Consider the following 19,971-nt stretch of genomic DNA (forward strand, 5'->3'; position numbering starts at 1 on the left):
TAATCGTCGCAGTCGCGCGTTGAGCCGGATAACAACATTGAGCGTAATAGACTCAAGTTCGGGTTGACTCACAGTGCTACCCGGGGCAGTATTGAGTCGACCACGCTCAGCGTTGCTTGGGCCGTGCTCCGTGAGGTGCCAGGGGCGAGGTCGCACGACGCTCTGTCGGGGCGTCGCAGGGCGGTTGTTCGCCCGGCACCGGACACATACAGGTACGTCAATCAGGAGGAACCACAATGGCTCGTGCGGTCGGAATCGACCTCGGGACCACGAACTCGGTCGTCGCTGTTCTCGAAGGTGGCGAGCCGGTCGTTGTCGCCAACTCGGAAGGATCGCGGACCACTCCGTCGATCGTCGCGTTCGCCAAGAACGGTGAAGTGCTGGTCGGCCAGCCTGCCAAGAACCAGGCCGTCACCAATGTCGACCGCACGATCCGTTCGGTCAAGCGGCATATCGGCACCGACTGGTCGGTGGATATCGACAGTAAGAAGTACACCCCGCAGGAGATCAGCGCGCGGGTGCTGATGAAGCTGAAGCGCGATGCCGAGGCCTACCTCGGTGAGGAGATCACCGACGCGGTCATCACCGTGCCCGCCTACTTCGAGGACGCGCAGCGGCAGGCCACCAAGGAAGCGGGCCAGATCGCGGGCATGAACGTGCTGCGCATCGTCAACGAGCCCACCGCGGCCGCGCTGGCCTACGGCCTTGACAAGGGCGATAAAGAGCAGACCATCCTGGTCTTCGACCTCGGTGGTGGCACCTTCGACGTCTCGCTGCTGGAAATCGGCGAGGGCGTCGTCGAGGTCCGCGCCACCTCGGGCGATAACCACCTCGGTGGTGACGACTGGGACGAGCGGGTCGTGCAGTGGCTGGTCGACAAGTTCAAGGGCAGCTCGGGCATCGATCTGACCAAGGACAAGATGGCCATGCAGCGGCTTCGTGAGGCCGCGGAGAAGGCCAAGATCGAGCTGAGCTCCTCGCAGAGCACCTCGATCAACCTGCCCTACATCACCGTCGACGCGGATAAGAACCCGCTGTTCCTCGACGAGCAGCTGACCCGCGCCGAGTTCCAGAAGATCACCTCCGACCTGCTCGACCGCACCCGCGCGCCGTTCCAGTCCGTGATCAAGGACGCTGGGATCAAGGTCGCCGATATCGACCACGTCGTGCTCGTCGGTGGCTCCACCCGGATGCCCGCGGTCGCGGACCTGGTGCGCGAGCTGACCGGTGGCAAGGAGCCCAACAAGGGCGTGAACCCGGACGAGGTCGTCGCCGTCGGCGCCGCACTGCAGGCCGGTGTGCTCAAGGGTGAGGTCAAGGACGTCCTGCTGCTCGATGTGACCCCGCTGTCGCTGGGTATCGAGACCAAGGGCGGGGTGATGACCAAGCTCATCGAGCGCAACACCACCATTCCGACCAAGCGCTCGGAGACCTTCACCACGGCCGACGACAATCAGCCTTCGGTGCAGATCCAGGTGTTCCAGGGTGAGCGCGAGATCGCCTCGCACAACAAGCTGCTCGGCTCCTTCGAGCTGACCGGTATCCCGCCTGCCCCGCGTGGCGTGCCGCAGATCGAGGTCACCTTCGATATCGACGCCAACGGCATCGTGCATGTGACCGCGAAGGACAAGGGCACCGGCAAGGAGAACACGATCAAGATCCAGGACGGCTCCGGTCTGTCCAAGGAAGAGATCGATCGGATGGTCAAGGACGCCGAGGCGCACGCCGCCGAGGACAAGGCCCGCCGCGAGGAGGCCGAGACCCGCAACCAGGCCGAATCGCTGGTGCACCAGACCGAGAAGTTCATCAAGGAGAACGAGGACAAGGTCTCCGCCGAGGTCAAGACCAAGGTCGAGGCGGCCATCGCCGAGGCGAACGAGGCGCTGAAGGGCAGTGACATCGCCGCGATCAAGGCGGCTGTCGAGAAGCTGGCGACCGAGTCCCAGGCGCTCGGCCAGGCCCTCTACGAGTCGTCCGCAGCGGATGCCGCGGCGTCGGGCAACGGCGAATCCGGCACGGCCACCGATGACCAGGTCGTGGACGCCGAGGTTGTGGACGAGCCGGTCGACACGGAGAAGAAGTGACCGAGGGTAACAGCGAAAAGGAACCGATCACCTTCGTCGACAACCGGAAGATCGACCCGGACAGCGGGGAGATCCGCCAGCAGGCCGCGGACAACGGCACCGCGGCCGAGGCGGCCCAGGATGTCGAGGCTCAGCAGCTCGCCGACACCATCAGCGGCGAGCTCGCCGAGCGCACCGCCGATCTGCAGCGGCTGACCGCGGAGTACGCCAACTATCGGCGCCGGGTCGAGCGCGACCGTCAGGCCACGATCGACTCGGCCAAGGCGTCGGTGGTCACCGAATTGCTCAGCGTGCTCGATGATCTCGACCGCGCACGGGCACACGGTGACCTGGAGTCCGGTCCACTGAAGTCGGTGGCCGATAAGCTCTCGGACGCGCTGGTGAAGCAGGGTCTCGCCGAATTCGGTTCGGAGGGTGAGCCTTTCGATCCGACGCTGCACGAGGCCGTACAGCACGAAGGCTCCGGGCACGATCCGGTGATCGGCATTGTGATGCGTAAAGGCTATCGCTTCGGCGATAGGGTGCTGCGGCACGCGCTCGTCGGGGTCACCGACGGCGTATCCGATCTGGCGGAAACCGCTGATCGGGCCGAGGCTGCCGACGGCAAGACGGAAGAGGCATCGGATGTTGATGCCGGTACCAGCGACAGATAAGGACGCGAGAGGAGGAGATGCTCGGTGAGCCAACGGGAGTGGATCGAAAAGGACTTCTACAAGGAGCTGGGTATTTCCTCCAGCGCCTCGCCCGACGACATCAAGAAGGCCTACCGCAAACTCGCCCGTGACCTGCACCCGGATGCCAATCCGGGGGATGCCAAGGCGGAGGAGCGGTTCAAGACGGTCAGCGAGGCGCATGCCGTGCTGTCCGATCCGGCCAAACGCAAAGAGTACGACGAAACCCGCAGACTCTTCGCGGGTGGTGGCTACGGCCGTGGTGGGTTCGGTACTCCCGGCGCGGGGGGCGGCTTCTCGCAGGAGTTCAACCTCGGGGATATCTTCGGTGGCGGGACCGCGGGCGATGGTGGCCTCGGCGACCTGTTCGGCGGTCTGTTCAACCGGGGTGGTACCCGAACCACCAGCCGCCCGAGGCGCGGCGCCGATGTGGAGACCGAGACGACACTCGGTTTCCGGGAGGCGGCCCAGGGCGTCACGGTTCCGCTCCGGATGACCAGCCCGTCGCCGTGTACCACGTGTCACGGCAGCGGTGCCAAACCGGGGACGAGCCCGCGGGTATGTCCGCTCTGCAACGGAGCCGGTGTGGTCAGCCGCAACCAAGGTGCGTTCGGCTTCAGTGAGCCGTGCGATGAGTGCCGGGGTAGTGGCTCGATCATCGACGACCCGTGCGCCGACTGCCACGGCAGTGGCATCCAGAACCGCACCCGCACCATTACCGTGCGGATTCCCCCTGGAGTCGGCGATGGGCAACGGATCAGGCTGGCCGGTCAGGGTGAGGCAGGGTTACGCGGCGCGCCGTCGGGTGATCTGTACGTCACCGTGCACGTCAGCCAGGACAAGGTCTTCGGCCGTACCGGCGATGACCTGACCGTGGTGCTGCCGGTCAGCTACAGCGAACTGGTCCTCGGCACTACCGTTTCGGTACCGACCCTGGACGGTCGGGTCGGGGTCAAGGTGCCACCGGGCACCGCCGACGGGCGCATCCTGCGGGTGCGTGGCCGTGGTGTGCCCAAACGCGGTGGCGGTGCCGGCGATCTGCTGGTGACGGTGAAGATCGCGATACCGCAGAAGCTGAACAACGATGCCACCGAGGCGCTGGAGCGCTATCGGGAGGCGGAACGGTCCAGCGGCTTCGATCCACGTGCGGGATGGGCAGGTGCGTAATGTCCACTGAGCCGAAGAAGGCGTCCGGCGGGTCGCACACCGAGTTCTTCATGATCTCGGTGGCGGCCGAGCTGGCGGGTATGCACGCACAGACGTTGCGCACCTATGACCGGCTGGGGTTGGTTACTCCGCAGCGCACTTCGGGTGGTGGACGGCGCTATTCGGCGCGGGACGTGGAGTTGCTGCGCGAGGTGCAGCGGCTGTCCCAAGACGAGGGCGTCAACCTGGCGGGTATCAAGCGCGTCATCGAATTGACCAACCAAGTAGAGGAACTGCGCCAGCAGGTCGCGGAGTTGGCGGCCGAGCTGGAGCGGATGCGAGCAGGCTACCGGCCCGATCTCGCACCGCCACAGCGGAGTACCGCTCTGGTCGTCTGGCAGCCACGCAACCGCCGCGACGACGGTATGCGCAGACGATAACCGACACTACACCGGGCCCCGGCCGATCACATTCCGTGATCGGCCGGGGCCCGGTGGTGTTTTCGCTGTGCGCGGCACGAATCAGTTCGGCGCTATGAAGCGGGGGTTCGGCCTGTCGATGGCAGTGGTCCTCGGCTGTATCGGTATCTGATCCACTGTTCGAGCGGCACTCCGAAAACGGAAAAAACCGATCAATCAGGATGAATTCGGGCGATTCTGGATGAATTGGATAGGGGCACCCGGTGAACCCCGTTTCCCGACGGGTGGTGTGCTTGTTTCGCAGGGAAACCATTGACTATCAGTCGGTTTCCCTGATGTTTCCCACTCCGTACCCTCGATTAGGGCAAATCTCGTATGTGATGTTCAGGCGAAAAACTCCCCTGCTGGCAAACCTCACCTACACTCCTTGTCGGAACTGTTATCAAGCATCTCGCGGCACCTGTCTCATCGGCACGATTCGTGTACGAGCGCGAAATGGGGTTGTGATAGCAATGGATTCACGCACTATCGCTTTGATGAGAACGACGTTCAAGGCGGTTATCGCGGCGGAGGACGGGACGGAGCAACTGGCTCGTTCGTTCTATGCGATCTTGTTCGCCGATTGCCCACATGCCCGCGATCTCTTTCCGGCCGCGATGCATGTTCAGCGCGAGCGTCTCATCACCGCGATCTCCTATGTGCTCGACCGATGGGAGGAGCCGGATAAGCTGTTCCCGTTCCTCGCTCAGAGGGGCAGGGAACACCGCAAATACGGTGTCCGGCCCGAGCATTACCGTGCCGGAGCTACCGCGCTGAAAACCGCCGTCAAACTGTTCGCGGCTACGGAGAACTGGACCGACGAGGTCGACAGTGCCTGGGACGAGGGCTTGCGGATTGTCACCGGCGCCATGATCCACGCCGCGGCGAAAGAGACCACACCGGCGGTATGGCGGGGTACGGTCATCGAGCGCCGTGAGGCGCTGCGCAACCTGATCATCGTCCGGCTCCAGCTCGATCAGCCGATGAACTATGCGGCGGGCCAGTATCTGAGCGCGCAGATACCGGCCCGGCCACGGATGTGGCGGAATCTTTCGCCCGCGGTCCCCGCGAATGCCAACGGGGAGATCGAATTCCATGTCCGGAGTGTGCCCGGTGGCTGGGTCAGCCCGGCCATCGTCGGGCAGACCCGTATAGGTGACACATGGTTGCTCGGTGCGCCGATGGGCGGCCTCGGCATCCCGCGGAATCCCAAACGCTCCATGCTCATGGTCGGATGCGGTACCGGTCTCGCACCCTTACGCGCCCAGCTCATGGCGATGGCGCGGCGGCGAGGCAATCCGAAGGTGCACCTTTTCGCCGGTGGCCATCATCCGTGCGACCTCTACGACCTGGAGACATTGAGCAAACTCACCATGGCCAATCCGTGGCTCACCGTAACGCCGGTGATCGAGAACGAGGAAAACCCATGGTGGCATTGCGAATTCGATAACCCTCGCCCCGCATGGCCCGGCTTGGAACCGCAGGTGACCGGTCAGATCGGCAAAATCGTCGCGAGCTCAGGTAACTGGGCCGACAGGGACGTGCAGATCGCGGGCCCGCCGTCGATGGTGCAGACCACCAAGTTCCGTCTGATGGCAGCCGGAACACTCGCGAGGAACATCCGTCACGATCCGTTTGTGTGAGCTCCAAGGAAGTGCTTGCGCCGCAGGGGCGGCCGGGTTTCGCGCGGGGAAGGACGCAACCGCTCAGTGGTTTTCCAACCATGATGTGAAGGTTGGGCCCGCGATGATGGTGTCGGGACCGGCGAGGAGAGCGCCTTCCGCGCTCAGGCGCTGGTTGTTGTCGGCTGGGTCGACGGGCAATTCTGTGACCTGGATCGGCAGGCCACGGTGGGCGATCAACTGGCGGACCGCGTCGGCTAGGCGAATCTGCTCGGGGCCGGCAATGCTGACCAGGGCCGGAGTGGGCGAGTCATCGAGGGCGACATCGGCGATCGTCTCCGCGACGGTGTGCAGGTCGACAAACTGGCTCAGCTGTTCGGGGAGGTAGGCGACGTTGTCGTGGGCGGTCCAGTCCAGCACCATGCCGGGGAATTCGTGGAACTGCGCCGCGCGGACAATCCGTATCGGGACCGGGCCTTCCGCGAGAGTCTTCTCCTGCACCAGCTTTCCGGCGTAATGGCCCGCGGTGAAATTGTCGATGCCGATGATCGAGATCGGCACGATCCGCCGCGTTCCGGCTGTGTGGGCCGCCTGTTGTAGGTTGCGTGCCGCGACCGCGAAGAAGTCGGTGATCGTCTCGGTGTCCTGCGACGGGTTGTTGCTCGCGTCGACGACGACTCGTACGCCGTCCATGGCTTCGGCCAGGCCCTCGCCGGTGTAGACATCCACTCCGGTGGCGCGGCTGATCGCGACCACCTCGTGGCCCCGGTTCCGCAGTACCTCGACGACCTCGCTGCCGATCCGTCCGGTGGCTCCGACAACTGCGACCTTCATCTTCAGCTCCTTTGTTGGCTGTTCGGTTGTTCTGCCGGGTAGACGAGACAGCACGCGCACATGTGACCTGACAAGTGGTGACGTGTATCACTACACCGAAATCCGCAGCGGGGCTGCACGCCGCGCGGCCCTTCTCCTACCGCACTCGAACTTCCCGTCGAAATGGTTGCTTCACTGGGCATTACTGCGGCGTCTATCGGTTGGTCGTGACTGCGATAACCGGTTACAGTGACCCCTGGCGCGTATGGGCGTGTCGTTGTACCGAAAAGGGGGCACCATGTCTCGTATACCTGCTCTCGGCATGCTGCTGGCCGCACTAGCCGCGGTAGTAGTGGTCTCGGCGCCGAACGCCGCGGCATGGACTCCGGAAGACGCGCGGCTCTCGGCCTGCGATTTCGGCAGGGAGATCGGGACCTACGACCACGCGGCGCTGGACGGCTACTTTCAACGGGTCTTGGATCGCAGCACCGGCAATTTCGCGGACGAATTCTCCGCAGCAGCGCCTGCCCTGAAGTCGAGCATGCGAGAGATGCGGGTGCGTGGATGGGTCGAATCCATTGAATGCGGTGGGATCGGTGGCGACCTGCTGCGCCAGCGGGTATTGATCAATCTTGTCCAGGTCCGGACCAATGCGGCCGGCCCTGCACCCTCTCTCGAGCACCTCACGCTGACAGCGACCCTCGACAACGTCTGGGGCCGTTGGTTGGTCAGCGAACTCGATTCAGCGAAACGTTTCTGAGACCAGCTTCGAGCTCGCATTGCTTCAACCAGGAAATCGTCGTATCGGACAGCAGTGTGCGGCTTGGCCGATATCGGCTGCTCATCACCGATTTCCTGGATCGACTACTCGGACGCCCCCCGGTGGCTCGCTTCAGCGCTCGAATCGAAGACCAGCTCGCTTGCCAGGGGTGAGACCCGAATACGACATGTTCGAGCAGTTCTTCCACGCGGTGTGAAGCGAACTGTCTCTTCCTGCCATATAGCGGGTCGACCGCGAACCCGTCGCGCCCGCCCATATAGCAGGTCGACCGCGAACCCGTCGCGCCCGCACGACCGGCTAACACTGTATGAGCTCTGCCGGAGTTCCCGTTTCGATCAGTCGGTCCACGGTGGTCTGCACCATGGCGGGTGAGCCGCAGACCAATATCTGGTGGTTGCGGAACGCGCCGTGTGCGGCGACTACGTCGGCGAGAGTGCCCTGCAACAGGTCGTCGGGGGGAAAGCCGATGTCGACGCGGGACTGTTCGTACCATTCGTCCACCCAGCCGGGGTCGTCCAGGTTTTCCACTACGGGAATCACGGTGAGCCAGGGCAATTCGCCTGCCAGCAGGTAGAGCATGTCCGCGGCGTACAGGTCGCGTGGGCAGCGGCCGCCGATGAACAGGTACGTGCGTGGCGGGTCCGGTTTGCGGGCCATATCGAGGATTTGGGCACGCATGGGCGCCAATCCGGTGCCACCGGCGATCATTATCACCTCATCGCCGGCAGGGTCGACGCGGAATCCGCTGAGTGGAGCGCTGATACGCCATTCGTCACCCGGCCTGGTATCGGCAACGATGGAGCCGCTGCACCAGCCGCCGGGCACGGTGCGTACGTGGAACTCCAGTTTGCCGTCGAGCGAGGGCGGCAGGGCGGGTGAAAACCTGCGCCGCACACCGGGATGTTGTGGCACCCGCACTTCGACGGACTGCCCAGGGGCGAATGGTACGAACTCACCGATCAATCGGATCACCGCGAGGTCGTGGCGTAGCCGATGATGGCCGACGACGGTCGAGGTCCATTGCGGTGCGTTCTGTGTTCCGGGGCTGGACGTGCTCGGCTCCCCCAATGGGGCCTCCTTCTCCTACACAGGGTCACAGCTGATGTTGTGCTCCGGCGTGCCGACCGAGATGAGCGCGCGGCGGGTATCGGCGATCATATGCGCGGATCCGGCGATTTGGATCTGCCGGTCTGCCCAGGAGCCGAAACTGGCGACCACGGCGCCGAGGTTACCGATCAGGCGCCGGTGCATGCCGTACGGCTCGTCCTGCGCTGGATGCGGGTACCACCATGGATTGGTCTTCTGCTCGCATACCGGTATGACGGTGAGCCAGGGATTGCTCTGCGAGAGCTGCCACATGTTCTCCACATCGTATAGATCGCAGGGGTAGTGGCCGCCGATGAAGAAGTGCACCCGTGGGTTGATGCCGCGCTGGCCCATCTCGATCAGCTGAGCGCGTAGGGGGGCGATGCCGGTGCCCGAGCCGATCATCAGCACATCGCGTCCGCTGTCCCGGTCGACATGCAGACCGCCGAGCGGGGCCGCGATCTGCCACCGGTCACCTATTTCGGTCTCGTTGACGATCGCGGGGCTCACCCAGCCGCCGCGGATCTTGCGCACGTGGAACTCGATCTCGCCGTAGGGGTTGGCTGGGATCGCCGGGGAGAGGTACCGCCACATCCTCGGGCGCTGCGGCACACTCACCGGCACGTATTGACCTGCTTGGTAGGGCACCGGCTCATCGGACTGCAAGCGTACGACGGCCAGGTCGTCCAGTACCCGGCGATGGCCGACCACGGTGGCCTCCCAATACGGCTTGGACTTATCGGAGTTGGCGCCGATGGCCATGGCCGCGGAGATCAGGATGGTGATGTCGCGCCAGCCTTCTTCCAGCTCGCTGTGCCATGCCGCGCCGTGGTAGGTGCGGAACGCGGCGAGCAGGGCACGGGCCGCTCGGTCGTAGTGTGCTGCTTGTACGCCGTATTTGCGGTGGTCCCTGGCGAGCTGTTCCAAGAATTTCTGTGCCTGTTCCCAGTCCTCCAAGTGTTCGAGCACGTACTGGATGGCCATGGTCATGCGTTTGGGTTGCATGTCCATGGTGGGTGGGAACAATTCGTACAGCCCAGGGTTCTCGGCGAACAGGTGACTGTAGAACGCGCTGACCAACCGCTCGGGTCCCTGTGGTGACTCGAGCACCGAGCGGAAGTTGGCGCGGACCAGCGCAGCCGAACGCGCATCCACGACGTCGAGCTTCCTTTCCCTAGTTCTGCCCGGAGACCTACCTGTTACCGGTGGTCTCCCACCGACAAGTATTCCTGAGAACTGCGTGGTCGTGTGGGCACGGCTGAGAAGACCGGGGAAATGGTGAATATCGGGCAAACCAAGGGTGGTGCCGGCTCGGCGGAGTACGGTGCCGTGGGTGAGCCGCACCAGGGGTGTGGGGTCGGCTCCGGCTGGTCATCCCGCCGGCGGCGGCAGTGTGCCGATGTTTCGGTGTCGATCAGATGGTGAGTACGGTTTTGCCGCGGGCTCCGGTCGCGCCGATGACTTCGGAGCCCGCGGCCAGCGGCACGGTGGCCGCGATCGGTACTACGACGTCACCCGCGGCGACGCGCTGAAGGAGCCGGGCCAGCTCCGGGGTTTTCCCTTTGGATTCGATATTGCCGCCTCGGAGGGATCGCGCCCGCAGGGCGTCTTCGTCGGCGGCGAAGGTAGTGGAGTAGACGGTCCCGCCCGCACGGACCAGGGTGCTCAGTTCGCTGAGTGTCTCGGGTGGGCTCACCAGATCGAACAGGACGTCGATGCCATCGGGATGTGCCTCGGCGACCTGATCGCGCACCGATCCCGCGGTGTAGTCGACGGTCTCGGCGGCGCCGAGCCTGGTCATCTGGTCGGCTGAGGTGCTGCGCGCGGTCGCGATGACATGTGCGCCCGCGATATTGGCCAGTTGGACCAAGAATGAGCCGACACCACCGGTCGCGCCGACGATCAGCACGGTCTGGCCTGGTTCGATATGCGTGGCGTCTACCAGGTCCTGCGCGGTGACTCCAGCGGTCGGTAGTGCCGCGGCTGTGACCGTCGGTACGCCGGGCGGGATCGGTACCAGTGTGCCGCCTTCTGGGAGCACCGCGTATTCGGCGAAGCTGCCGTGGCCTGCCGGTGGAGTGAGGAATTTACCGACCACCCGCTCGCCGACGGTGAATCGGCTGACACCGGCGCCGAGCGTGGTGATGGTGCCCGCGCCGTCCACTCCGAGGATCATCGGAAAGTCGTGTGGCAGTTTGCCCTCCAGTACACCGGAGGCCATCTTCTGGTCGAAGGGGTTCACTCCGGCGGCCTCCAGGTGCACTTGTACGGAGCCGGGCCCCGGCTCAGGCACCGGCATCTCGGCTAGCTCTGGTGTCGCACCGAACTTTCGTACCACGATCGCGCGCATCCGTTCACTCCTCGTATGGGCTGAAGTGTTTTGAACCGAAGAAGCTGTATTGAATGATTCCGAAACTGCGAGATTCCAGAGGGAAGAGTGCTGCCGCACCTGGCGACTGTGGTCATCGTAGGCATTCAAGGGGTATCGACCGGCGGAACCATCGCCTTCGGTGGTGTCGGAATCGTCGCTTTCCGCAGCGTGGTGGCGTAGCGTTCGGACCCGATCCGGCAGGGCATCCCCGCTTCGGGGAGTTCGGCGGAGAATTTCAAACTTGAGCGGAACAGACTCAACCTTTCCAACGTTGGAAGTGGTAAGAGCGGCGCCGAACTGGGCATCGGTTGTGCGAGGCGAAGCGAGAGGCTTCGATCATGCTCGGCGCCGCGCGAACGACTAGTAGGAAGGTGACTCGTGGACTCGTTCAACCCCACCACCAAGACCCAGGCTGCTCTGACCGCCGCACTGCAAGCGGCCTCGGCCGCGGGCAATCCCGAGATTCGTCCGGCGCACTTGCTGGTGGCGCTGTTGGATCAAACCGATGGCATCGCCGCGCCGTTGCTGAAGGCCGTCGGCACAGATCCGGCGCCGATCCGGCGCGAGGCCCAGGACATCGTGGATCGGCTGCCAAGCGCGACCGGTGCCACCACTACGCCGCAGCTGGGCCGGGAGGCGCTCGCCGCGATCACCGCCGCGCAGCGCGCGGCCACCGAGCTCGGCGATGAGTACGTCTCCACCGAGCATGTCATGGTCGGTCTCGCCGAGGGCGACTCCGATGTGACGATGCTGCTCACCAAGTACGGCGCCACCGCGGACGCGCTGCGCTCGGCGTTCACCGCTGTGCGCGGCAGCGCCAGAGTGACAAGCCCCGATCCGGAAGGCAGCTACCAGGCGCTGGAGAAGTACTCCACCGATCTCACCGAGGCCGCCCGGTCCGGCAAGCTGGATCCGGTGATCGGACGGGACACCGAAATCCGGCGTGTTGTCCAAGTGCTGAGCCGCCGTACCAAGAACAATCCAGTGCTGATCGGTGAGCCTGGTGTCGGTAAGACCGCGATCGTCGAGGGGTTGGCCCAGCGGATCGTGGCAGGCGATGTTCCGGAGTCGTTGCGCGGCAAATCGGTGGTGTCACTGGATCTCGGCGCGATGGTCGCGGGCGCGAAGTATCGCGGTGAGTTCGAGGAGCGGCTCAAGGCCGTGCTCGAGGACATCAAGAACAGCGCGGGGCAGATCATCACCTTCATCGACGAGCTGCACACCATCGTCGGCGCCGGAGCTACCGGGGAATCGGCGATGGACGCGGGCAATATGATCAAGCCCATGCTGGCCAGGGGTGAGCTGCGCCTGGTCGGCGCGACCACCCTGGAGGAGTACCGCCAGCACATCGAGAAGGACGCGGCCTTGGAGCGCCGCTTCCAGCAGGTGCTGGTCGGGGAGCCGTCGGTCGAGGACACCGTGGGTATTCTGCGCGGCATCAAGGAACGCTACGAGGTACACCACGGAGTACGCATCACCGATTCCGCCCTTGTCGCCGCGGCGACGCTGTCGGACCGGTACATCACTTCCCGGTTCCTGCCGGACAAGGCGATCGATCTGGTCGATGAGTCGGCCTCGCGCCTGCGTATGGAGATCGACTCCCGCCCGGTGGAGATCGATGAGGTCGAGCGGGCGGTGCGCAGACTGGAGATCGAAGAGGTCGCGCTGAGCAAGGAGACCGACGAGGCATCCAAGCAGCGGTTGGAGAAGCTGCGCGGTGAACTGGCCGATTCCAGGGAGAAGCTCAACCAGCTGACGACGCGCTGGCAGAACGAGAAGAACGCGATCGACCAGGTCCGGGTGCTGAAGGAGGAGCTGGAAGCGTTGCGTGGTGAGTCGGACCGCGCCGAGCGCGACGGCGACCTCGGCAAAGCGGCCGAGCTGCGCTACGGTCGGATCCCCACGCTGGAAAAGCAACTGGTCGAGGCCGAGAAGACCTCGGCGACCGCAGGCGATGGCGAGGTCATGCTCAAGGAGGAGGTCGGCCCCGACGATATCGCCGAGGTAGTGTCCGCGTGGACCGGCATCCCGGTGGGCCGGATGCTGGAGGGCGAGACGCAGAAGCTGCTGCGGATGGAGCAGGAACTCGGGCGCCGCGTGGTCGGGCAGGCGGAGGCGGTGCGGGCGGTATCCGACGCGGTACGCAGGTCGCGTGCCGGTGTCGCCGACCCGGACCGGCCGACCGGCTCGTTCATGTTCGTCGGCCCGACCGGTGTCGGCAAGACCGAGCTGGCGAAGGCGTTGGCGGACTTCTTGTTCGACGACGAGCGGGCCATGGTCCGGATCGATATGAGCGAGTACAGCGAGAAGCACTCGGTCGCCAGGCTGGTCGGTGCTCCCCCCGGCTATGTCGGCTACGACCAGGGCGGTCAGCTCACCGAGGCGGTACGGCGCAGGCCCTACACCGTGGTGCTGTTCGACGAGATCGAAAAGGCGCATCCGGATGTATTCGACATCTTGCTGCAGGTACTCGATGAAGGCAGGCTCACCGACGGCCAGGGCCGGACCGTGGACTTCCGCAACGCGATTCTCATCCTCACCTCCAATCTGGGTGCGGGTGGTGATCAGGAGTTCGTGATGAACGCGGTGCGTTCGGCGTTCAAACCGGAGTTCCTCAATCGCCTCGACGATGTGGTCATGTTCCACGCGCTCGAACAAGAGCAGCTGGAGGACATCGTCGACATCCAGCTCGCCCAGCTGCAGAAGCGGTTGTCGCAGCGCAGGCTGACCCTCGACGTCAGCGATTCGGCCCGGTTCTGGCTCGCTATCCGTGGCTACGACCCGGTCTACGGCGCTCGTCCGCTGCGCAGGCTGATCCAGCAGGCGATCGGCGACTCTCTCGCCAAGGAGCTGCTCGCCGGGGAGGTCGCCGACGGCGACAGTGTCAAGGTGACGGTCAGCCCCGACGGCGACTCCCTCCTCATCGGTCGCTGATCCAGCGGTATCCGGGGGGCCGGACAGGTGTGTCCGGCCCCCCGGATGACCCGGAGCCGATCAGTGGTCTGCAGCCGATCGGTGGCATGGCCGGATTTCGGCTCGGCTCAGCCATGTGAGCGCGGCTCGATCCTTCCGTTGCCGCCATGCGGGTACATCCAAGGCGATAGTGCGGGGACACGCTGTAAGCGCGGGTGCGGGGAATCGAACACGGCTTACGCTGGATGGCATGACCAACCCGAATGATCCGTGGGGACAGCGGCAGGCCGATGCGCCGACCGAACACCTAGGTCCAGCGGTCGATTCGGGGCGTGGGGATCCGGCCCGCCCCACGGGATACCCGGAATACTCGGAAGGATCCGGAGCAAACCCCTCGGAGTATCCCCCGGCGTATGCGCCGACCGAGCAATACGGGGTGTGGGCGCCGCCTGGGGCGAACGCCACGCGGGAGCTCCCGCCCTATGAGGCCCAGTGGGGTTCCTATCCGGACAGTACTTATCAGGACAAGGGCGGCGGCCAGTGGGCGAATACGGCCGCATTACCAGGTAACGCGCCCCAGCCGCCCGCGCCGCCGCCCCCGCGGCGCAATACCGGCCTGTGGATCGTGCTCGGTCTCGCCGTCGTGCTGTTGGTCGGAGCGGTCGGCGTAGCCGCGGGGGTAATGCTCGGCGGAGACCGTTCCGGTTCGACCAGCACCATGGCCACCTCATCGGCGCCTGCCACGGTCGAATCCATTCCGCGCGACCGCACCGATCAGCCGATTCCACCGAGCGGGCTGCCGGAGGTACCCGGTTTCGGCGGTATCGATGGTCTCGGCGCGGTGGTGGGGACCATCACTGTCAACGACAACGGCACCTTGTCGGTGCGTACCGTACTCGGCGATACCGTCACGGTGCGCACCGATGCGAACACCAGGGTGATCTCGCTGTCGAGCGAAACAGTGGCTGATCTGCCCACCGGCGAGCTGGTGATGATCGAGGGGGACAAGGCGTCGGACGGATCGTTGCGGGCCAGGGTGATCATCGGCACTTCATTGCCCGGTGGCGGATGAACGGCGCTCGGACAGAAGCGAGACAACCGCTGGCAGGCATGCGACCGGTGCGTCGCAGCGGCGGATCTCCGACCCGTACCCGCTCCGGCATAGGGCCAATGGCCAACCATGTCGGGCCGCGCCTATTAGGCTAGGCGGCGATGACGGCAATGTGGTTCGGATTAGCGGCGATCGCACTCATAGGGGCGATCGTGTTGCTGCATTTCGATCGGCTCCAGCGACAGCGGAGCGGTCATGCGCGACAGGTATGGGCGAAGGACCAGGGATACACCTATGTGTCGGTGGAGCCCGCGCTACCGTCCACCTGGCGGCGTGGTGCGCTGGCCAAGCTCGGCTATCTCTCCGCGGTGGATGTGGTCTCCGGCATTCGAAAGGGAGAGAAGTTCGTGCTATTCGATCTGGAGGACGCCGCGACCTTGGTCGCGGTGCGCCGCCAGATCGGCTCGGACATCGATGTGGACATGCGGTTGAAGACCACCGCTCCGCCCAAGGACCACGATCTGGAACTGCTTGGCGCTATCGGTGACCGGGTCGTTTTCGCCACCAATCCCGAAATCGCCAGACACGCTGTCGACCAGCGTATGGTCGCCTTCATCGAGGCACTGTCCGATAACGTGCAGATGCTCTGGAGCGAGGGCAACTGGACGTTGGGCATGCTGCCGTGCGGCACCTCCGCCAAGGACTGGGAGGGCGCGATCGACGCGGTGTTGCGCCTGTCCGGCCTGTTGCACGTGTTGCCGCCGGTCAGTGAGCCACGATTCGATGAACCACGCTTCGATGAAGAAGGACACGATCCCGCGCGCAGGCAGCAGGCCGGGCGTCAGCGGACAGCGGATTCCTCCGAGACCGATAGCGAGCAGGCGGCCGATACCGAGCGTGATGACACGGCGGACTCCGTAGCGGATGAGCAGGCGCCACCGGCCGTGATCGGCGAAAGCGAGCCGGAGTCGCCTCGTCGTCCCTCGCTGGCAGTGGTGCCGAACGCCAGGGTGCGGATGCGGGAGGATGCCGTGGCGGCCGAGCGGAGCAGGGCACAGGAGGAGCCGGACGAGCATCCCGAGGCGACCGAGCAGCCCGGTGTGGCAGCTGAGCCGGGCGAGTCACCGGAACGGTCCGTCCATCCGTCCGGCGGCCCGTTCCACCCCGGTTTCCGTCCCTATCAAGGGCCGGTGTCGAAGTAACCGGGTGCGCGTGACGCGGCTCGCCCTCGGCGCGGCGTGATCGCTGCGGTGCCGCGAGCATCGTCGACGCCGTTCACGTGGCCGGGCAGCTTCCCTGACTCGGCTCGGCGTGTTCGACGTCCACTGCTCACGCCGTATCCTTCACGGAAGGGTTGGCAGGCGGATCGGCCGGAACCGGATGCGGGTCCGGCCTCTGCACCCGGGATTCGTGAGCTCGGAATTCCGTGAGCGAGCCGGTATCGCGATGTCGGCGCCGTCGAAGCGTCGTGAACGAGTGTCGGCCAGGTCGTCGCAGGCTCACGAGGTGATCTGACGGAGGACCGGGTGCGCGGCGTATCCGGTGCGCAGTATTCAACGGCTTACCGCCGTCGCCGGAATGATCCCGCGAACCCTGGCGGCCCGACTGAATCGCGGGCTGCTCAACGCACGCGGAAGGGAATAGAGATGATCGACCAGGTGCTCACCGACGACAGGGACAGACTGGCCGCGCTGGTGCGCGAGCTCGCCGTGGTGCACGGCAGGGTCACCCTCTCCTCCGGCAAGGAAGCCGACTACTACGTCGACCTGCGCCGCGCGACATTGCACCACGACGCGGGCCCCCTGATCGGCAAACTACTGCGCGAGTTGGTCGCGGACTGGGACTTCGCCGCGGTCGGCGGTCTGACCATGGGCGCCGACCCGGTTGCTCTGGCCGTTATGCACGCGCCGGGCCGCCCGATAGATGCCTTCGTGGTGCGCAAGGCCGCGAAGTCGCACGGTATGCAGCGGCAGATCGAAGGTCCGGATATCACGGGTAAGCGGGTCCTTGTGGTCGAGGACACCACTACCACCGGGAATTCCCCGTTGACCGCGGTGCGTGCGTTGCGTGGGGCAGGCGCTACTGTGGTCGGTGTCGCCACGGTCGTCGATCGGGAAACCGGCGCCGACCAGGTAATCGCAGCGGAAGGGCTGGAATACCGGTCGATTCTCGGTCTGAAAGATCTCGCCTTGGGATAGCCTGAGCGGTGATCTGAGTTTATAGATGGTGAAGGGTCGTGTGAGCCACCTGTGGTGAGCATTGCAGTCAATAGAGGTCGGGAAAATGTTGCGATGCTCGGAATCGGTGCTTACCGACCCCAGCGTCTGGTCAGCAACGACGAAGTATGCGAGGTGCTGGATTCCACCGATGAGTGGATCTATGAGCGCACCGGTATTCGCAACCGGCGCTGGGTCAGTGGTGACGAGACACTGCGGTCGATCGCCGCGGCGGCAGGTGAGCGCGCGCTCCGTAACAGCGGTATCGACCGGTCGAAGATCGGCGCCCTGATTCTGGCCACATCCAGCTGGCTGAAGCTCACCCCGCACGGTGCGCCGTCGGTGGCCTCAGATATCGGGATGAACGGAATCGCCGCGTTCGACCTGACCTCCGGTTGCGGCGGTTTCGGATACGGTCTCGGCGTGGCCGCCGATATGATCCGCGCGGGCTCGGCAGAATATGTGCTGCTCATCGGTGCCGAGACGATGACGGTCGGGCTCGACCCAACCGATCGTGGCACCGCGATGATCTTCGGTGACGGCGCGGGCGCGGTGGTGGTCGGTCCGAGCGAGGAGAACGGTATCTCGCCGACGGTATGGGGTAGCGACGGCGAGCATGCCGACGCGATCATGCAGGACATCGACTTCTTGGAGTACATGCATCGGGCACAGGCCATGCAGGGTCTCGACCCGGCGACCGATCCGGTCGGGCGGATGTCACTGCGGATGGAGGGCCAGCAGGTGTTCCGCTGGGCCGCGGTCACTCTGCCGAGGGCGCTGTCCACCGCGCTGGAGTTGTCCGATGTGGCCAAGGAAGACATCGATGTCTTCATCCCGCATCAGGCCAATGCCCGTATCAGCGAGTTGATGAAAAAGAATCTGGGCTTGGCCGACGAGATCCCGATGGCCAACGATATCGAGAACACCGGCAACACCTCGGCCGCCTCTATTCCGCTGGCGATGGAGGAGATGCTGGTAACCGGCAAGGCCAAAGGCGGGCAGACCGCGCTGCTGCTCGGTTTCGGCGCGGGTTTGAGCTACGCGGGGCAGGTGGTCACCTTGCCGCCTGCTCCGGAAGAGCCGAGTTTCTAGCCGATGCGACCGTTCCGAACCGGTTTTCTCGTTGCTGCCGCGGTTACCGTCTATGGTGCGGTCAGCGGTCGGGATATGGTGCAGCGGATCGCGAAACCGCTGTTGATGCCGCTGCTCGCGGCTGATGTGGCGACCGAGGGCCGTGAGCTGGAGCCCGCGCATCGCGCCGTGCTGATCGGTTCGCTCAGCGCGGCGACGATCGGTGATATCGCGCTCATCGACCCGGATGACGACCGGCGGCTGATCGCCGGTGCGTCGTCGTTCGCGATGATGCAGGCGGGCTACTCCGCGCTGTGGTGGCGGATGGGTGGCAGACCGACCCGCGGCGCCACGGTGCCGCGGGTGGCCGCATGGTTGGGGGTGGCCGGGTTGTTACGGGTGAAGGCGCGGTCGGTGGCCGCGCCACTGACCGCTTATGGCCTCACCTTGGGTGCCGCCGGCGTGCTGGCCTCGGATCCGGGATTGGCACCTGCCGCGAAAAATATTGCGGGCATAAATGTTCCCGGTGCCGATCCACGCAGTCGCCTCGGGCTCGGTGCGTTGCTGTTCACCGTCTCCGACGGGATCATCGTGCTGCGCCGAGTGTTTGCCCGCGGTGCGCGGGCCCGCAGGGGTGCCGAAGGCGTCATCCTGGCCACCTATGCGGCAGCGCAGTATCTGCTCGCAGATCCGAAGGCACACCGGAAAGCTGAGCTCACAACACCACAATGATGCGATCACGGTCAGCGGGATCGACGCGGATGGAGAGTGTTTTGCCGACCTCCATCCTGGTCCGGTCAGCCGGGGTGACATCGAAGATGATCGTTCCTCGGTAGCTTTCCGAACCGGGTACGGTCAGTTCCAGATCCAGTTCGGTGAGTTCGGTGCAATGGTCGGTGCGCTCCAGCGGATGCACACCCGCGATGGTCGCCCAGCCCTCCACACCGTGTCGCCACAACCGGCGGTCCGCTCTCGACGGTCGCGCCGCCCACATCATCCCCATCCCGACGCACGAGCCGAACAATCCGGTCAGCGCCATGATCTGATACGGAACGGTCTCCGGTGGAGTGCGATGCACCACCCACCCCAGCCAGAACCCGAGCAGCACCAGATACCCGGCCGTCGCTCCGAGCACCGCACGCAGTATTCGCTCGTGATCCATGCCAGCCTCCGCCCCCGAGTGCCAGAATTCCAGGATAGGCGGACCGGCTCCGAGTAGGGGGGCCGCTATCGGCTATCGGGAACATCGGCCGATGCGACGCGCTGCTCGCCTATGCCCGCAATGCTCACGTCCGATCGAGCCGAATACCGAATCAGTGCTGTAGGCAACCACTTCCATTACCATCCTGGGAATGAGTCACCCTCCGCCACCCTCGTCGTATGGCTATTCGGCCTATGGCGGGTACGGGCCGCCGCAGGATCATCCCCAAGCCACAACGATCCTGATCCTCGGCATCCTCGGTCTCGTGCTGTGCCAGGTTCTCGGACCTTTCGCCTGGGTGATGGGTAAGCGAACGCTCACCGAGATCGATGCTTCCGGTGGTGCCATCGGTGGCCGGGGGGTTGTCCAGGCGGGGTACATTTGTGGCATCATCGCCACAGTATTGCTCGGACTCGTATTGGTTCCGTTTGTGGTGCTCTTGATGGTCGGCATTATCGGTGTGTTCACCAGTTCCTGAGCCGGGCCG

18 protein-coding genes are annotated in these 19,971 nt (G+C 64.9%); 13 read left to right on the forward strand and 5 right to left on the reverse strand.

Annotation, left to right across the window (positions count from 1 at the left end; genetic code table 11):
* Positions 1-236 precede the first annotated feature (236 nt).
* The 5 genes from dnaK (at position 237) to ACL02S_RS06000 (ending at position 6,002) form a co-directional block, all read left to right on the forward strand.
* A complete protein-coding gene (gene dnaK, locus ACL02S_RS05980) occupies positions 237-2,084 on the forward strand; it encodes a molecular chaperone DnaK (protein WP_412801285.1) in 1,848 nt (615 codons plus the stop codon).
* Complete coding sequence (gene grpE, locus ACL02S_RS05985; protein ID WP_412801286.1) at positions 2,081-2,737, forward strand: nucleotide exchange factor GrpE; 657 nt, start codon at positions 2,081-2,083, stop codon at positions 2,735-2,737. The genes dnaK and grpE overlap by 4 nt, the downstream gene beginning before the upstream one ends.
* 24 nt (positions 2,738-2,761) lie before the next feature.
* The gene (gene dnaJ, locus ACL02S_RS05990; RefSeq protein WP_412801287.1) at positions 2,762-3,922 is read left to right on the forward strand and encodes a molecular chaperone DnaJ; all 1,161 of its coding nucleotides are present in this window, start codon (positions 2,762-2,764) and stop codon (positions 3,920-3,922) included.
* Positions 3,922-4,341 (forward strand): heat shock protein transcriptional repressor HspR, encoded by a 420-nt coding sequence (locus ACL02S_RS05995; RefSeq protein WP_412801288.1) that lies wholly within the window; start codon positions 3,922-3,924, stop codon positions 4,339-4,341. Before dnaJ ends, ACL02S_RS05995 begins: the two co-directional genes overlap by 1 nt.
* Before the next feature lie 491 nt (positions 4,342-4,832).
* Positions 4,833-6,002, forward strand: coding sequence for an FAD-binding oxidoreductase (locus ACL02S_RS06000; RefSeq protein ID WP_412801289.1), 1,170 nt, complete (start codon positions 4,833-4,835; stop codon positions 6,000-6,002).
* Between the two features lie 63 nt (positions 6,003-6,065).
* Here ACL02S_RS06000 and ACL02S_RS06005 read toward each other — a convergent pair whose 3' ends face one another.
* Positions 6,066-6,815 carry an SDR family oxidoreductase gene (locus ACL02S_RS06005; RefSeq protein ID WP_412801290.1) on the reverse strand — a complete coding sequence of 250 codons (750 nt, stop codon included), beginning with the start codon at positions 6,813-6,815 and terminating at the stop codon, positions 6,066-6,068.
* A gap of 277 nt (positions 6,816-7,092) precedes the next feature.
* On the opposite strand from ACL02S_RS06005, the gene ACL02S_RS06010 reads away from it, so the two are divergent.
* Positions 7,093-7,554 carry a hypothetical protein gene (locus ACL02S_RS06010; protein WP_412801291.1) on the forward strand — a complete coding sequence of 154 codons (462 nt, stop codon included), beginning with the start codon at positions 7,093-7,095 and terminating at the stop codon, positions 7,552-7,554.
* Positions 7,555-7,872: 318 nt separating this feature from the next.
* Here ACL02S_RS06010 and ACL02S_RS06015 read toward each other — a convergent pair whose 3' ends face one another.
* The 3 genes from ACL02S_RS06015 to ACL02S_RS06025 form a co-directional block, all read right to left on the reverse strand.
* Positions 7,873-8,643 carry an FAD-binding oxidoreductase gene (locus tag ACL02S_RS06015; RefSeq protein ID WP_412801292.1) on the reverse strand — a complete coding sequence of 257 codons (771 nt, stop codon included), beginning with the start codon at positions 8,641-8,643 and terminating at the stop codon, positions 7,873-7,875.
* A gap of 15 nt (positions 8,644-8,658) precedes the next feature.
* The gene (locus ACL02S_RS06020) at positions 8,659-9,816 is read right to left on the reverse strand and encodes an FAD-binding oxidoreductase (protein WP_412801293.1); all 1,158 of its coding nucleotides are present in this window, start codon (positions 9,814-9,816) and stop codon (positions 8,659-8,661) included.
* A gap of 259 nt (positions 9,817-10,075) precedes the next feature.
* Positions 10,076-11,011 carry an NADP-dependent oxidoreductase gene (locus ACL02S_RS06025; RefSeq protein WP_412801294.1) on the reverse strand — a complete coding sequence of 312 codons (936 nt, stop codon included), beginning with the start codon at positions 11,009-11,011 and terminating at the stop codon, positions 10,076-10,078.
* Between the two features lie 399 nt (positions 11,012-11,410).
* Here ACL02S_RS06025 and clpB point away from each other — a divergent pair, with 399 nt between their 5' ends.
* From clpB to ACL02S_RS06055, 6 genes are all read left to right on the forward strand, one after another.
* Complete coding sequence (gene clpB / locus ACL02S_RS06030) at positions 11,411-13,966, forward strand: ATP-dependent chaperone ClpB (RefSeq protein ID WP_412801295.1); 2,556 nt, start codon at positions 11,411-11,413, stop codon at positions 13,964-13,966.
* A gap of 229 nt (positions 13,967-14,195) precedes the next feature.
* Entirely contained in the window at positions 14,196-15,017 is an 822-nt protein-coding gene (locus ACL02S_RS06035) for a DUF5666 domain-containing protein (RefSeq protein ID WP_412801296.1), read from the forward strand.
* A 140-nt stretch (positions 15,018-15,157) separates the two neighbouring features.
* A complete protein-coding gene (locus ACL02S_RS06040; RefSeq protein ID WP_412801297.1) occupies positions 15,158-16,198 on the forward strand; it encodes a TtfA family protein in 1,041 nt (346 codons plus the stop codon).
* Between the two features lie 444 nt (positions 16,199-16,642).
* The gene (pyrE, locus tag ACL02S_RS06045) at positions 16,643-17,194 is read left to right on the forward strand and encodes an orotate phosphoribosyltransferase (protein WP_412801298.1); all 552 of its coding nucleotides are present in this window, start codon (positions 16,643-16,645) and stop codon (positions 17,192-17,194) included.
* Positions 17,195-17,245: 51 nt separating this feature from the next.
* Positions 17,246-18,304 (forward strand): beta-ketoacyl-ACP synthase 3, encoded by a 1,059-nt coding sequence (locus ACL02S_RS06050; RefSeq protein WP_412801299.1) that lies wholly within the window; start codon positions 17,246-17,248, stop codon positions 18,302-18,304.
* Positions 18,305-18,307: 3 nt separating this feature from the next.
* Positions 18,308-19,015, forward strand: a complete 708-nt coding sequence (locus tag ACL02S_RS06055) for a lysoplasmalogenase family protein (protein ID WP_412801300.1) — start codon at positions 18,308-18,310, stop codon at positions 19,013-19,015.
* On the opposite strand, the gene ACL02S_RS06060 is transcribed toward ACL02S_RS06055, so the two are convergent.
* Positions 18,999-19,445, reverse strand: coding sequence for a hypothetical protein (locus tag ACL02S_RS06060; protein ID WP_412801301.1), 447 nt, complete (start codon positions 19,443-19,445; stop codon positions 18,999-19,001). The two genes, ACL02S_RS06055 and ACL02S_RS06060, sit on opposite strands and share 17 nt — an antisense overlap.
* Before the next feature lie 190 nt (positions 19,446-19,635).
* Here ACL02S_RS06060 and ACL02S_RS06065 point away from each other — a divergent pair, with 190 nt between their 5' ends.
* The gene (locus ACL02S_RS06065) at positions 19,636-19,962 is read left to right on the forward strand and encodes a DUF4190 domain-containing protein (RefSeq protein WP_412801302.1); all 327 of its coding nucleotides are present in this window, start codon (positions 19,636-19,638) and stop codon (positions 19,960-19,962) included.
* The last annotated feature ends 9 nt before the right edge of the window (positions 19,963-19,971 follow it).

It is taken from the genome of Nocardia spongicola, from assembly GCF_047200775.1.
Classification (GTDB): domain Bacteria; phylum Actinomycetota; class Actinomycetes; order Mycobacteriales; family Mycobacteriaceae; genus Nocardia.